The organism is Streptomyces sp. NPDC002825 (assembly GCF_040295385.1).
Classification (GTDB): Bacteria; Actinomycetota; Actinomycetes; order Streptomycetales; family Streptomycetaceae; genus Streptomyces.
Map to the genome: position 1 here is coordinate 24,579 of NZ_JBEOVH010000035.1, position 12,991 is coordinate 37,569.

Below are 12,991 nucleotides of genomic sequence, written 5' to 3' on the forward strand. Positions count from 1 at the left end.
GTTCGACAACGGTTCCGGGGATCCCGGAACCGTTGTCCGCGGGGGTGTATACGCTCGTCTCCGCACCCATCCGTCCGAGCAGGAGCAGCAGGATGTACGGCCCTCCGCAGGCCCCGCAGGTTCCGCAGCAGCCGAAGAGTCCCGCCTCCGCCGGCCGGATCGCGTTGCTCGTCCTCTTCTCCGCCCTCGCGCTGCTGAGCTGCGGCCTCCTGGCCTGGGCGCCGATGCTGCGCCTGGCGAGCGTCACCCGCAGGGCGCTGGACTGGGTGCTGTTCGGTGTGACGTTCCTGGTGGCGGCCGGCCTCTTCACGTACGCGGGGGTCACCGGCGACCAGGAGCCCACCACCGCCGAGTCCTTCATCGGCGTCGGGACGATGGTGCTCCTGGTGGCGGGCTCGATCACGTACTACCTGGTGACGGAGATCCGCCGGTTCGACCGGCCCGGCGCGGCCCCCGCGTTCCGCCCGCCGGGCCACGACCACGCCACCGCCGTCACGGTCCCGAGCACGATGCCGAACCCGAACCCGTACGTCCGCCCGGTCGTCGCGCCGCCCACCGCGCCGGCGCCCCGCATCGACCAGGTCCGCGCCGAGCTCGACGAGCTCAGCGACCTGCTCAGGAAGGACACCGGGAACGGCGGGGAAGGCGCGGGCGGCAGATGAACGGGCGGGTCATCGGCGGGCGTTACGAGCTCGCCACCGTCATCGGCCAGGGCGGCATGGGCCAGGTGTGGACGGCGTACGACGGACGTCTCGACCGCCGGGTCGCGGTGAAGCTGCTCCGGCCCGCCACCATGACCGGCCCCGCCACCGCCGCGGAGGAGCTGCGCCGCCGCTTCGTGCGCGAGTGCCGGGTCACCGCGCAGGTCGACCACCCCGGTCTGGTGACCGTGCACGACGCGGGCAGTGACGGCGACGACCTGTACCTCGTCATGCAGTACGTGGAGGGCGCGGACCTCGCGGACCATCTCGCCGAGCACGACCCGTACCCCTGGGAGTGGGCGGTCGGCGTCGCCGCGCAGCTCTGCGCGGTGCTCGCCGCCGTGCACGCGGTGCCGATCGTGCACCGCGACCTCAAGCCGCGGAACGTGATGATCCGCCCGGACGGGGCGCTGACCGTCCTCGACCTGGGCGTCGCCTCCGTCCTGGACACCGACACCACCCGCCTCACGCACACCGGTTCGCCGATCGGCAGTCCGGCGTACATGGCGCCGGAGCAGGCCATGGGCGGCGCCGTCGGCCCGTCCACCGACCTGTACGCGCTCGGTGTGCTGCTCCACGAACTCCTCAGCGGGAACGTGCCGTTCGCCGGATCCACCGCGCTGGGCGTCCTCCACCGCCATCTGCACGAGCCGCCCGCGCCGCTCCGGCAGCTGCGCCCCGAGGTCCCCGAGGCCCTCGAAGCGCTGGTCCTGCGGCTGCTCGCCAAGGACCCGCAGGCACGGCCGTCCGGTGCGCACGAGGTGTACGAGCACCTGCTGCCGCTGCTTCCGGCGCGCGGTGCCCCGGCGGGCCCGATGGACCCGACGCGGCCGTTCCTGCGCCCGCACGCGCCCTGGCCGGACCGTGCGCCGGGCCGTGCGCAGGACCGGGCGGTGCCGCTGCCCCCCGTGCCTCCGGTCCCGGTGCCTCCGGTCCCGGTGGCGCCGCCGTCTGCGCCGGCCGGTCCCCGTACCGATCCCCGTACCGACCCCCGGGTGTACGCGAGCGGGGCGCCCGCGCGTCCCGACGTGGCCGCGGCCGTCGACGAGGTCAAGCGGCTGCTCGCGGAGGGCTCGCTCACCCAGGCCGTGGACATGCTCGGCGGGATCCTGCCGGCCGCGGCGGCCGAGCATGGAGAGGGGTCGCCGGTCGTCCGGATCCTGCGCAAGCAGTACGCGTCGACGCTGATGGACGACGGCCAGTACCGGCGCGCGCTGCCGGAGCTGCGCCGGCTCGCGGAGGACCGCGGGGCCGAGGCGGGTCCGGCGGACCCGCAGTTCCTGCAGTTCCGTTACGACGCGGCGCTGTGCCTGGAGCAGTTGGGGGAGACGGCCGCCGCGCTCGCCGAGTTCCGTGCGGTGCTGCCGTACTACGAGCGGGATCTGGCCCGGGCCTTCGACATCCGGCAGCGGATCGGGCTGCTGCTCCTGGCGGCGGGCGAGTACGCGGCCGGTCAGGAGGAGCTCCAGCGGCTGCTGTTCGACGCGGAGCGCGCGTACGGCCCGTATCACCCGCTTCCGGTCGAGTTGCGGCGGGCGCTGGACCACCAGAGGCAGCTGGGGCAGCGGCCCTGACGGGGTGCCAGGGTCACGACTCGGCAACTGATCGGGGAGTGGATCTTCATGATCCTTTTTGACCGTTTTGGCACATGTAACGTTCGCGTCTGATCATGTCCGCGTCCCCCAAGGAATTCCACATGACGACGCCTCCCGCTCCCTTCGCCCCCGAGCAGCCCGCCGCCCCCGCCAAGAAGGGTGGCGCCCTCCTGAAGAAGGTCGGCGGCATCGTCGTCGCGATCGTCGTCGCCGTCGCGGTGAAGCTCGGCCTCCCGCACCTCACGGGCGACGCCCCGGTGCACGCCGAGGCCGGCGAGTGCGTCACCGTCACCGGTCCCGACAACGACCCGAAGGTCGACACCGTCGACTGCTCCTCCGGGAAGGCCGACCTGTTCAAGGTCGTCAAGGTCATCGACAACACCTTCGACCTGAACAAGTGCGGCGACGAGCTCTCCGCCCTCGCCCAGCAGCTGGGCTCGGACAAGTTCGTCCTCTGCCTGGACGAGGTCGCCGCGAAGTAGTCGCGCGCACCGCCCCGTACGACGCGAAGGGCCGGAACCCGATGGGTTCCGGCCCTTTCCGCTATCTCAACGTATAGCGCAGAGGGGGCCTTGCGGCAAGGCCCCCTCCGTGGCGCACAATCGCTCCTCGAAGCCAGAAGATGTATGAAAACGGGGTATTTGCCATATGACGTCCCTTATTGCCGGTGTGTTCGACCTCTCCGGCAACCTCGCTCCCAAGGCCGACCCGGCGCTCATCGCCGCCGACGAGCAGCACTTCGCCGCCATCGCCCGCTGCCTCGACGAGACGATCGCCGAACTGTCCGAGCGGCTCGACGCCGAGCGGAAGGCGCCCGGTGGCGTCGGCCGGGAGGCGATGGACCGGGACGCGGAGATCCACCGGCTGAGCGGCCGCCTGCGCACCCTGCGTCGCTTCGGCCTGGACCTGTGCCTGGGCCGGGTCGTCGGCACCGACGACCCGGAGCCCGTGTACATCGGCCGCCTCGGCCTCACCGACAGCACCGGCCGCCGCCTGCTCATCGACTGGCGCTCCCCGGCGGCGGAACCGTTCTTCGCGGCGACGCACGCCACCCCCATGGGCCTGGCCAGCCGCCGCCGCTACCGCTGGTCCGGCGGCCGGATCACCGACTACTGGGACGAGGTCTTCACCGCCGAGGGCCTCGAAGGCCACGCCGCGCTCGACGACCAGTCCGCGTTCATCGCCAGCCTCGGCGGCAACCGCTCGCCCCGGATGCGGGACGTGCTCGCCACCATCCAGTCCGACCAGGACGCCATCATCCGCGCCGGCTCCCGCGGCGCCCTCGTCGTCGACGGCGGCCCCGGTACGGGAAAGACCGTCGTCGCCCTGCACCGCACCGCGCACCTGCTCTACTCCGACCCGCGGCTCGGCCACCGCCGGGGCGGCGTCCTCTTCGTCGGCCCCCACCAGCCCTACCTGAACTACGTCGCCGACGTGCTCCCCAGCCTCGGCGAGGAGGGCGTGCGCACCTGCACCGTCCGCGACCTGGTCGCCGAGGGCGCGAAGGCCCCGGCGGAGACCGACCCGGAGGTGGCCCGCCTGAAGTCCTCGGCGGACATGGTGCGGGCGATCGAGAAGGCCGTGGCCTTCTACGAGGAGCCGCCCACCGAGGGCATGACCGTCTCCACCCACTGGTCGGACATCCCGCTGACCGCCGCCGACTGGGCCGAGGCCTTCGACGCGGCGGAGCCCGGCACCCCGCACAACGAGGCGCGCGAGCAGATCTGGGAGCACCTCGTCTCGATCCTCTTCGACAAGTACGACGGCGAGGAGATCCCGGAGCAGCAGTTCCGCACGTCGCTGCGCCAGGACCGCGAGCTGACCGGCGCCCTCCACAGCGCCTGGCCGATGCTGGAGGCGGCCGACCTCGTCGGCGACCTGTGGACGGTCCCCGCGTACCTGCGGATGTGCGCGCCCTGGCTGACCCCCGACGAGGTGAAGCGGCTGCGACGGGCGGACGCCCAGGCGTGGACGGTGTCGGACCTGCCGATCCTGGACGCCGCCCGGCAGCGGCTCGGCGACCCGGCGACGGCCCGGCTGAACCTCCGGCGCAAGGCCACCGTCGCCGCCGAACGCGAGCGGATGGCCGGGGTCATCGACAGCATCGTCGCGGCCGACGCGGACGGCGAGGGCGCGGTCACGATGCTGCGCGGCAAGGACCTCCAGGACAGCCTGATCGACGAGAGCGCCCTGCCGACCGCCGAACTGGAGCCGCTGGACGGCCCGTTCGCCCACATCGTGGTCGACGAGGCGCAGGAGCTGACCGACGCGGAATGGCAGATGCTGCTCCTGCGCTGCCCCTCCCGCAGCTTCACGATCGTCGGCGACCGCGCCCAGGCCCGCAACGGCTTCACCGAGTCCTGGCGGGAGCGCCTGGAGCGCGTCGGCTTCGACCGCATCGACATGACCGCCCTGAGCGTCAACTACCGCACGCCGGAAGAGGTCATGGCGGAGGCGGAGCCGGTCATCCGCGCCGCGCTCCCGGACGCCAACGTGCCGACGTCGATCCGCAGCAACGGCATCCCGGTCACCCACGGCCCGGTCGCGGACCTGGAGGAGATCCTCGACGGCTGGCTCGACGAGCACGCGGAGGGCGTCGCGTGCGTCATCGGCGCGCCCGCCTTCCGTGAGCGCCCCCGCGTCCGCTCGCTCACCCCGACCCTCTCCAAGGGCCTCGAATTCGACCTGGTCGTCCTCGTCGACCCGTCGCGCTTCGGCGAGGGCGTCGAGGGCGCGGTCGACCGGTACGTGGCGATGACACGCGCGACGCAGCGCCTGGTGATCCTGGGGAGCTGAAAAGGAAATGAGCGTCGTCGGGCCCCCTTGCTAGGGTGCCCGGATGGCATCGATCAAGGAAATCCAGATCACCCTCGACTGCGCGGAGCCCGCGCGCCTCGCCGAGTTCTGGTGCGAGGCCCTGGGGTACGTCCTTCCGCCGGTCCCCGAGGGGTTCGCCACCTGGTCGGAGTACCACCGGTCGCTGCCGCGCGAGGAGCAGCCCGTCTACTTCGCCTGCTCCGACCCCACGGGCGCGGGCCCGCGCGTGCTCTTCCAGCGCGTTCCCGAGGGCAAGGTCGTCAAGAACCGGGTGCACCTCGACGTGCGCGCCGGCAAGGGCCTTGTGGGCGACGAGCGCCTCGCCACCCTGGAGGCCGAGTGCGAGCGCCTGGTGAAGCTGGGCGCGACGCACCTGTACACGCAGTACGCAGACGGGGAGAACGAGTCCTGCATCACCCTGCAGGACCCCGAGGGCAACGAGTTCTGCCTCGACTGAGCGCCGAAGTCGTACGAAGCGGCCTCCGCCCCTGCCGGGCGGGGGCCGTTCGGCGTGCCGGGACCCGACTGCTGCGGGTCGCGCACCGCATCGCGCGGGCCCGCGACCCGGTGGGGCCCGACATCCTTCCAAGGACCGAGGGAAAGAACCCACCCCACCCCACCCTGCCCCACCTGCGTGGAGGCCCACGGCTACCTGCTCCGGCAGGACCGTCCGTGCGTCAGGCGCCCCGCGGGTCCCGCTTCATGGCCCACAGGACCGGGCCGCCGCCCGGCAGCGGGAACTCGTCGACGACCTTGAAGCCGAAGTGCTCGTACACCGGCAGGTTGTCCGGCTTGGAGGACTCCAGGTAGACCGGCAGGCCGTCCGCGTCGGCCTTCGCGAGGCCCGAGCGGAGGAGGGCCGAACCGTGGCCCCGACCGCGGGCCGCGGGGTCGGCGCCGATGACGGCGAGGTACCAGTGGGGCTCGCGCGGGCCGTGCTCGGCGGCCGCCGTCACGGCCTGCTGGAAGACCGGGGCGCGGTCGCCGAGTATCTCCACGAGCCGGCGGATCGTCTCCGCGTCGGGGTCGGCCTTGTCCGCACCCTCGGGCGACACCCAGAAGGCGGCGGCCGACCCCGTCCGCTCGCAGACGCCGTGCAGGCCGTATTGCCGGGTGAAGAGGGTCGTGAAGTAGCGGACGAGGTCCGTCTCGCGCGAGGCGTCGTCGGGGAAGAACCAGCGCATCATCGGGTCGTCGCCGAAGGCGGAGGCCAGCGTGCGGCCGACCGTGTGAGCGTCGTCGATCGTGGCCGTTTTCGGTGTGTTCGACAGGGTCATACGGGTCATTCTGCACCCGTGATGATCTTGGTCGGGGAGGGGGTGGGCCCTCCGGGGTCCGCGCCTGGTCAGGCGGTCGGCGGCTGGGTGCGGAGCAGGCGTACGGCCGCCACGGCCGGCAGCGTGATGCCCACGGCGAGGACGGCGAGCAGCTCCGTCGGGCCGAAGCGGGCGGCCAGGAGGAGCGCGCCGAGCGCGACGACGACCGGGGTCGCGAGGGTGAGGGCGGTCGTCTGGGCCTTGGTGCGCCGGTCCCACGCGTCGGACGTCCACAGCAGGACGAGGCCCACGATCAGGACGGCCACGGCGGGCGCGGAGCCGCCGAGCGCGGAGAGTCCCGTGATGCCGATCAGGACCGCCGTGACGACGTTCCGCGTGCGGGGCTTGACCTTCGGAGCGTCGGCGGCGGTCTCCGGCTCCTCCGCGCGGGCCGCGGCCACGATGGCGGAGGGGCTGCCGAGCCGTTCGAGGGCCTCGCGGACGGCCTGCGGGTCCTCCTCGTCACCGACGGCGACCGCGAGGTGTTCGCGCAGGTCGGCGAGGAGTTCCTCGCGGCGCCCGGCGGGCAGGAAGGACGCCTCCCGCTCGATCGTGGCCAGGTAGTCGGTCACGAGGGGGTGTTCGGTGCCGGTCATGCGGAGCCTCCGTGGGGTGCGGTCAGGAAGTGGTCGACGCCGTCGCGGAAGCGCGGCCAGCTCTCGGCGAACTCGGTGAGCGCGGTCCTGCCCGGCGTGGTGAGCGTGTAGTAGCGGCGGGCGGGTCCGGTGGCCGACTCGCGCAGCTCCGTGTCGACGAGCCCGTCGCGGCGGAGCCGGGACAGCAGGGGGTAGATCGTGCCCTGGCTGGTGGTCATGACGCTGACCGCGGCCAGTTCGTCGAGGATCTCGACGCCGTAGCGCGGCCCGTCGCGCAGCAGGGCGAGGACGCAGTACTCCAGTACGCCCTTGCGCAGCTGACTGGCGACCTTTCCGGCCGCCGTCTCGGATCTTGCTTCGCCAGGAACCATGTAATGCAAGATACCCCCGAGTGTGCCGCCGATCAACGCCCCCGAACCGCGTGCGACGATTTCCGTGTGCGTGAACTGAACGAGCTGACCCGGGTCGACGAGCCGGCGTGGCCGCTGCTCGAAGAGGAGCTGCGGGCCGCGAAGGTGCCCGTCGAGGTGCTGGACCCGGACCCCGGACAGGCGGCGGCCACCCTCATCCAGACACAGGTCACCGTCCGCTCGTACCTGGGCGCGTTCCTGTTCCACACCGGCGGGGTCCTCGTCGACGACGGCTGGCTGCGGGTGTACGGCAGCCCGGCCGCCCACAACGACCGGCGGCTGCCCGGCCTCGCCGCGGTCAACGGCTACCCGGCCGGGCCCGACCCCGACTGGCGGCCCGCCGCCGGGCTCGTCGTCGCGCACGACGTGCTGGGCGGGGCCTTCGCGATCCAGGGTGGCACCGAGGAGGAGACCGGACTGCCGGGCCGGCCCGGCGAGATGGTCTACTTCGCGCCCGACTCGCTGCGCTGGGACGCCATCGGCGCCGGGTACGGCGCCTGGCTGTCCTGGCTGCTCGCCGGAGGCGCCGAGGAGTTCTACGAGGGGCTGCGCTGGCCCGGCTGGCGCGACGAGGTCCCGAGCCTGACCGGCGGGGAGGGGCTCAGCCTCTATCCGCCCCTGTGGTCCGCCGAGGCGCACCAGGACCTGGCCGGCACCAGTCGCGCGGTCGTCCCCCTGGACCAGCTCCTCGCCATCGGACGCGAGACGGCCCTGCAGCTCGACGGCGACGACCCCGGCTTCCTGGGAGCCCCGTGAAGGCGGGGTGACGGGCGCGCCACGCCGGGCGAAACCCGGCGACAAACGCGTTCTCGCCGCTGCATTCTGGCCGCCGACGGCAAGATCGAACGGGGGAGCGTGCGATGTGGTCTGTGGTCTCGGCGGGGGAGTTGCCGGCGGCGGAGCGTTTCGACTGGTTCGCCGACCTGGTCACGCGGGAGGTGATGCCCACCGCGCTCAGCATCGAGCGGACCGCCGACTTCCAGGCCGAGGCCGCCGTCCTGGACCTGAACACCGTCCGCGTCGCCCGGTTCTCCTTCTCGCCCCTGCGCTCCCGCCGTACGCCCGCGCTGATCCGGCGCGGTGACCCCGAGCAGTACCAGCTGGGCCTGATGCGGCGGGGCGCCACCACACTGTCCCAGCAGCGCAACGACTGCAGCGTCGGCGCGGGGGACCTGGTCTTCTGGGACACCTCCCGGCCCTCCGACGCGGCCATGCCCACCGAGGCGGGGCTCGTGCAGCTGCTGATGCTCCAACTCCCCCGTGACGTACTGCCCTTGCGCACCCGGCGGATCGACCGGCTGCTCGCCAGCCGCATCCCCGGAGGCCACGGGCTCGGGGCGGTCCTCGCCTCCTTCCTCGGCTCCCTGGAGGGCCACGCCGGGCAGTGCGCGCCCGAGGACCTGCCGCGGCTCGGCTCGGTCGTCGTCGACCTCGTCGCCGCCTGCCTCGCCCAGAACCTCGACGCCGAGGACCAACTCCCCGCCGAGGCGCGGTCGCGGGCCCTGCTCCAGCGGATCCACACCTTCCTCGACACCCACCTCGGCGACCCCGACCTCACCCCGGCGGCCGTCGCCGCCGGCCACCACATCTCCGTACGGACCCTCCACCAGCTGTTCCGGGCGTACGGCGACGGGGAGACCGTCCAGGCCCGGATCCGGCGCCGCCGCCTCGAACGCTGCCGCGACGACCTCGCCCGCCCCGCACTCCTCGGGCTTCCCGTGCAGGCCGTCGCCGCGCGCTGGGGGTTCAGCGGCCCCGCCGTCTTCAGCCGCGCCTTCCGGGCGGCGTACGGCCTCAGCCCCACCGAGTACCGTGCGCTGAGCGTCAAGGAGGCCCGCGCCCGGCGCACAGCGTGACGGACGCTCCCGTTCCTAGGCTCGGAGCCGTCCGGCAGGCTTCGAGAGGACGGGGGAGGACCACCATGACCGACAGGAACAACGGACAGGCGATCTGGGACTTCGACGCGTGAAGAACAGCACCGTACGCACACGGCGGCTCGACCTCGTGCCGCTCGCCGTCGCGCACGCCGGCGAGATGACCGGTGTCCTCGCCGATCCCGCCCTGCACGCCTTCATCGGCGGCGCCCCGCTGACCGGGCCCGAGCTGCGGGCCCGGTACGAGCGGCTGGCCGCCGGATCGCCGGACCCGGCGGTCGTCTGGTGCAACTGGGTGGTGCGCCTCCGGGCCGAGGACCGGCTCGCCGGGACCGTGCAGGCGACGGTCACCGGAGGCGGGCGGACCGCCGAGGTCGCGTGGGTGATCGGGACGGAGTGGCAGGGCCGGGGGATCGCGCGCGAGGCGGCCGAGGGGCTGGTCGGACTGCTCCTCGACCGGGGCGTCCGTACCGTCGTCGCCCATGTCCACCCCGAGCACGCGGCCTCGGCGGCCGTGGCCCGCGCGGCGGGCCTCACGCCGACGGACGAGCGGCAGGACGGCGAGGTCCGCTGGGAGCTGCGGAACGCCCCGTAAACGAGGTGCGGTCGGGCGGGGCGGCTGTGCACACTCGCCCCTGTGCTCACCGACCACTGGCCGCTGATGGCCCTCCGTGTCCGTTCCCCCCGCCTGGAGCTGCGGCTCCCCTCCGAGGAGGAGCTCGCCGAGGTGGCCGACGTCGCCGCGCGCGGCGTCACCTCGCCCGGCGCCCGGACGACCCCGATGCCGTGGACGGAGCTGCCGCCCGCCGAGCGGGCCCGGCACGTGATCCAGCTGCACTGGAGCCGCCTCGGGCGGTGGACCCCGCAGGACTGGGCGCTGAACCTCGTCGCCTTCCACGAGGGCCGCCCCATCGGCATCCAGGACGTACGGGCCGTGGACTTCGGCGTCCGGCGCGAGATCGTCTCCGGCTCGTGGCTCGGCCTCGACCACCACGGCAAGGGCCTCGGCACCGAGATGCGGATCGCCATGCTGTACCTGGCGTTCGCGGAGCTCGGGACGGTCTCGGCGACGTCGCTGTCCTTCGCCGACAACCACGCCTCGGCAACGGTCTCCCGCAAGCTCGGCTACCGCCCCGACGGCATCACCCGCGACGTCCTCCACGGCGAGGTCGTCGAATCCCTCCGCTTCCGCCTCTCCCGGGAGGACTGGACCGCCCAGGACCACCCTCCGGTGACGGTGACCGGCCTGAAGGGCGGCGAGGAGCTCTTCGGGATCGAGGCCGTCAGCGAGGCGACCGCCCGGTCCTGACCCGCGCCATGGCCACGCCCAGGAGCCCGAGCGCCGCCAGTGCTCCCACGGCCAGTCCCGCCCGGAGGCCCGGTGGGCGGAACGTGCAGGAGAGTTCGCCGGTCCGGGTCGGGACGGCCAGGAGGCCGCCGTACGGGACGGGGGCGGCGCCCTCGCAGTGCCAGCCCGCGATGTGCGGGGCCGCCACGACCGCCGTGCCCGTGGTGCCCGGTGGGAGGTTGGCCCGGATGCCGTTCGAGGCGACCTGGACCGACGTCGCCGCGTGGGCGCGGAGGATCGTCACCGCCGCCCGCAACCGCTCCCTGTCCAGGCAGCCGAGCTCGCCGGGCCCGGGGAGGTCCGGCTTCAGGCCGGGCACGCGCTGGACGCCCAGGGACGTCAGGGCCGCGCGGCGCTTCGGGCCGCCGCCGAGGAGGTGCGCCGGGGCGTTCGAGCCGAGGCGGGCCGTGCCCGTGGCCTCGGGGGACCAGAGGAAGACCTCCGTACCGACCTGGCACGCGCCCGCGTGCGGAGCCTCGTACACCCGGGAGCCGAGCAGGAGTTCCTGGTTCCGGAAGGGCGACGGGCCGTAGGCCGGCGGCGGGCCCGGAGGCCGTACCGTCACCAGCGGCAGATACGCCTCCGTACGGACCACTCCGCCGTCCCGCCACCGCGCGCCCACCCCGAACAGCGCGTCCGTCACCGGATTGTCCAGGCTCAGCAGGTTCCGGCCGCGCGAGGTCCAGCCGCCGCCGAGCGCCGCGAGGGTCTCGGTCAGGACCGCGGGGGTGTGGCTGCTGTAGTACGCGGCGCCCTGGCCGCCCAGGAGCAGCGGATCGTTTCCCGCGACCCGGGGAAGGCCGGAGTCCGTGCGGTACGCGGGCCAGCCGTCGGCCGCCGCGAGGGCCGCCGCCCGCCGCTCCTGCTCCGCGCCCCACGGCGGGTAGTCGTCGAGCCGGACGAGCCGCTCCCGGTCCGCGTATGCCGTGGTCGCCGCCGCCTGCCCGAGCAGGGTGCCGGTGACGAGGAGCGCGGCGAGGAGCCCGTACCGGCCCCGGCGGGGGAGCAGGAGCGCGCCCGCCACCGCCGCGAGGCCCGCGCCCGCGAGGAGCAGCGCCCACGGGGTGAGGAGCTCGCTCGGCAGGGCCCCGGCTGTGAGGGCCAGGACGACCGCCGCCCCGCCGAGCAGCGCCCTGCGGTCCGGCAGGCCGTGCGCGAGGCCCGTCCAGGCGGCGAGCACGAGGACGCCGGACAGCACGAAGGTCTGGCGGTACGGGCTGCCGTTCGGCGTGGCGAAGACGTGCCACAGCAGGTGCGTCGGGGTCCACTGCATCGACAGCGCGACCGCCGCGCACAGACCGCCCCACAGCCACCGCTCCCGGCCCGGCGCGTCCCGGCGGAAGAGCAGCGCCCCCGCGAGCAGCGGCACCGCCGTGCAGACGAAGGCCGCCGGCGTCGCGAAGCTGTACGTCACCGGCAGCAGCCGGGCCAGCACGTCCGTGCCGGCCGCCGGGGCGAAGTCCCGGACCACGCCCGGGTGGGCGTGCCGGGAGCCGAGGAAGACCGGGACGAGGACGGGGGCCGCGAGGCCGATCCCGAGGACCGTGGTCAGCGCCGCCCTGAGCAGCGTCCGCCACCGGAAGGAGTCCGTGAGCGCCAGGCGGACCAGAAGGACGAGGGCGGCGCCGAGGGTCGCCATGTAGGCCGTGTAGAAGTTCGCGAGCCAGCAGACCGCCACCACCAGCGGGCCCAGGAGCGGCCGCCGGCCCTCCCGTACCCACTCGCCCACCAGGCAGAGCAGCGGGAAGGCGATCAGGCCGTCCAGCCACATCGGGTTGTACGTGCCCTCCGCGAGCGACCAGCCGCACAGCGCGTACGAGGCGCCGAGCACCGACGCCCACCACCACACGCCCGCCGGGCCGGTCCGCCGCAGCAGGAAGGTCATCGCGGCCGCCGCCAGCGCCGTCTTGAGGACGGTGATCCCGTACACCGCGTACTCGATGTCCCCGCGCGGGAAGAGCGCCACCAGCGGGGCGAACGGGCTCGACACATAGGTGCCGTAGTCGGGCAGGAAGCTCGTGCCCCAGCCCGCCCGCCAGTCGAGCAGCAGCCCGCCGTCCGCCCGGCCCCGCAGCAGGTCCCACAGGTGCGCGTGGAACGGCACGAACTGGTTGGCGAGGTCGTTGACGGCCCGGTGGCGCGGCCCGAAGGGGAAGACCCGGGCGACGGCGTCCCCGCCGCAGACGGCGAGGGCGGACAGGACGGCGGCGAGCAGACAGGAGAGCTTGGTTTTCGGCATGACGGATCGAATATGACAGCGACGGCACGGGAAGTGACGGGTCCGACGGGCCAGTTCACGTGATGGTCGCCTGCGCGCCATCCACCCGGACCGGC

General features: G+C 73.8%; 13 protein-coding genes. 9 read left to right on the forward strand and 4 right to left on the reverse strand.

Annotated elements, in window-relative coordinates:
* Positions 1-92 precede the first annotated feature (92 nt).
* The 5 genes from ABT041_RS32760 (at position 93) to ABT041_RS32780 (ending at position 5,570) form a co-directional block, all read left to right on the forward strand.
* A complete protein-coding gene (locus tag ABT041_RS32760) occupies positions 93-662 on the forward strand; it encodes a hypothetical protein (protein WP_351191350.1) in 570 nt (189 codons plus the stop codon).
* Entirely contained in the window at positions 659-2,275 is a 1,617-nt protein-coding gene (locus tag ABT041_RS32765; protein ID WP_351191352.1) for a serine/threonine-protein kinase, read from the forward strand. The genes ABT041_RS32760 and ABT041_RS32765 overlap by 4 nt, the downstream gene beginning before the upstream one ends.
* Before the next feature lie 122 nt (positions 2,276-2,397).
* Complete coding sequence (locus tag ABT041_RS32770) at positions 2,398-2,778, forward strand: LppU/SCO3897 family protein (RefSeq protein WP_351191354.1); 381 nt, start codon at positions 2,398-2,400, stop codon at positions 2,776-2,778.
* A gap of 166 nt (positions 2,779-2,944) precedes the next feature.
* Entirely contained in the window at positions 2,945-5,092 is a 2,148-nt protein-coding gene (gene helR, locus ABT041_RS32775; protein WP_351191356.1) for an RNA polymerase recycling motor ATPase HelR, read from the forward strand.
* Positions 5,093-5,135: 43 nt separating this feature from the next.
* A complete protein-coding gene (locus tag ABT041_RS32780) occupies positions 5,136-5,570 on the forward strand; it encodes a VOC family protein (RefSeq protein ID WP_351191358.1) in 435 nt (144 codons plus the stop codon).
* A 220-nt stretch (positions 5,571-5,790) separates the two neighbouring features.
* On the opposite strand, the gene ABT041_RS32785 is transcribed toward ABT041_RS32780, so the two are convergent.
* From ABT041_RS32785 to ABT041_RS32795, 3 genes are read right to left on the reverse strand one after another with little or no spacing between them, the layout of a single operon-like run.
* The gene (locus ABT041_RS32785; RefSeq protein ID WP_351191360.1) at positions 5,791-6,399 is read right to left on the reverse strand and encodes a GNAT family N-acetyltransferase; all 609 of its coding nucleotides are present in this window, start codon (positions 6,397-6,399) and stop codon (positions 5,791-5,793) included.
* A 59-nt stretch (positions 6,400-6,458) separates the two neighbouring features.
* Positions 6,459-7,025, reverse strand: coding sequence for an HAAS signaling domain-containing protein (locus ABT041_RS32790; protein ID WP_351191362.1), 567 nt, complete (start codon positions 7,023-7,025; stop codon positions 6,459-6,461).
* Positions 7,022-7,396 (reverse strand): PadR family transcriptional regulator, encoded by a 375-nt coding sequence (locus ABT041_RS32795; protein WP_351191364.1) that lies wholly within the window; start codon positions 7,394-7,396, stop codon positions 7,022-7,024. Before ABT041_RS32795 ends, ABT041_RS32790 begins: the two co-directional genes overlap by 4 nt.
* A 66-nt stretch (positions 7,397-7,462) precedes the next feature.
* Here ABT041_RS32795 and ABT041_RS32800 point away from each other — a divergent pair, with 66 nt between their 5' ends.
* The 4 genes from ABT041_RS32800 (at position 7,463) to ABT041_RS32815 (ending at position 10,618) form a co-directional block, all read left to right on the forward strand.
* Complete coding sequence (locus ABT041_RS32800; protein ID WP_351191366.1) at positions 7,463-8,191, forward strand: DUF2625 domain-containing protein; 729 nt, start codon at positions 7,463-7,465, stop codon at positions 8,189-8,191.
* Positions 8,192-8,295: 104 nt separating this feature from the next.
* On the forward strand, positions 8,296-9,291 hold the full coding sequence (locus ABT041_RS32805) for an AraC-like ligand-binding domain-containing protein (protein ID WP_351191368.1): 996 nt from the start codon (positions 8,296-8,298) through the stop codon (positions 9,289-9,291).
* Between the two features lie 109 nt (positions 9,292-9,400).
* Positions 9,401-9,904, forward strand: coding sequence for a GNAT family N-acetyltransferase (locus ABT041_RS32810; RefSeq protein ID WP_351191370.1), 504 nt, complete (start codon positions 9,401-9,403; stop codon positions 9,902-9,904).
* A gap of 42 nt (positions 9,905-9,946) precedes the next feature.
* A complete protein-coding gene (locus tag ABT041_RS32815) occupies positions 9,947-10,618 on the forward strand; it encodes a GNAT family N-acetyltransferase (RefSeq protein WP_351191372.1) in 672 nt (223 codons plus the stop codon).
* Here ABT041_RS32815 and ABT041_RS32820 read toward each other — a convergent pair.
* The gene (locus ABT041_RS32820; protein ID WP_351191374.1) at positions 10,593-12,896 is read right to left on the reverse strand and encodes a YfhO family protein; all 2,304 of its coding nucleotides are present in this window, start codon (positions 12,894-12,896) and stop codon (positions 10,593-10,595) included. The two genes, ABT041_RS32815 and ABT041_RS32820, sit on opposite strands and share 26 nt — an antisense overlap.
* Between the last annotated feature and the right edge of the window lie 95 nt (positions 12,897-12,991).

What these genes read in the sequence shown, in the direction of transcription:
- ABT041_RS32760 (WP_351191350.1), top strand. Translation starts at nt 93, where the DNA reads ATGTACGGCCCTCCGCAGGCCCCGCAGGTTCCGCAGCAGCCGAAGAGT.
- ABT041_RS32765 (WP_351191352.1), top strand. Translation starts at nt 659, where the DNA reads ATGAACGGGCGGGTCATCGGCGGGCGTTACGAGCTCGCCACCGTCATC.
- ABT041_RS32770 (WP_351191354.1), top strand. Translation starts at nt 2,398, where the DNA reads ATGACGACGCCTCCCGCTCCCTTCGCCCCCGAGCAGCCCGCCGCCCCC.
- helR (WP_351191356.1), top strand. Translation starts at nt 2,945, where the DNA reads ATGACGTCCCTTATTGCCGGTGTGTTCGACCTCTCCGGCAACCTCGCT.
- ABT041_RS32780 (WP_351191358.1), top strand. Translation starts at nt 5,136, where the DNA reads ATGGCATCGATCAAGGAAATCCAGATCACCCTCGACTGCGCGGAGCCC.
- ABT041_RS32785 (WP_351191360.1), bottom strand. Translation starts at nt 6,399, where the DNA reads ATGACCCGTATGACCCTGTCGAACACACCGAAAACGGCCACGATCGAC.
- ABT041_RS32790 (WP_351191362.1), bottom strand. Translation starts at nt 7,025, where the DNA reads ATGACCGGCACCGAACACCCCCTCGTGACCGACTACCTGGCCACGATC.
- ABT041_RS32795 (WP_351191364.1), bottom strand. Translation starts at nt 7,396, where the DNA reads ATGGTTCCTGGCGAAGCAAGATCCGAGACGGCGGCCGGAAAGGTCGCC.
- ABT041_RS32805 (WP_351191368.1), top strand. Translation starts at nt 8,296, where the DNA reads ATGTGGTCTGTGGTCTCGGCGGGGGAGTTGCCGGCGGCGGAGCGTTTC.
- ABT041_RS32820 (WP_351191374.1), bottom strand. Translation starts at nt 12,896, where the DNA reads ATGCCGAAAACCAAGCTCTCCTGTCTGCTCGCCGCCGTCCTGTCCGCC.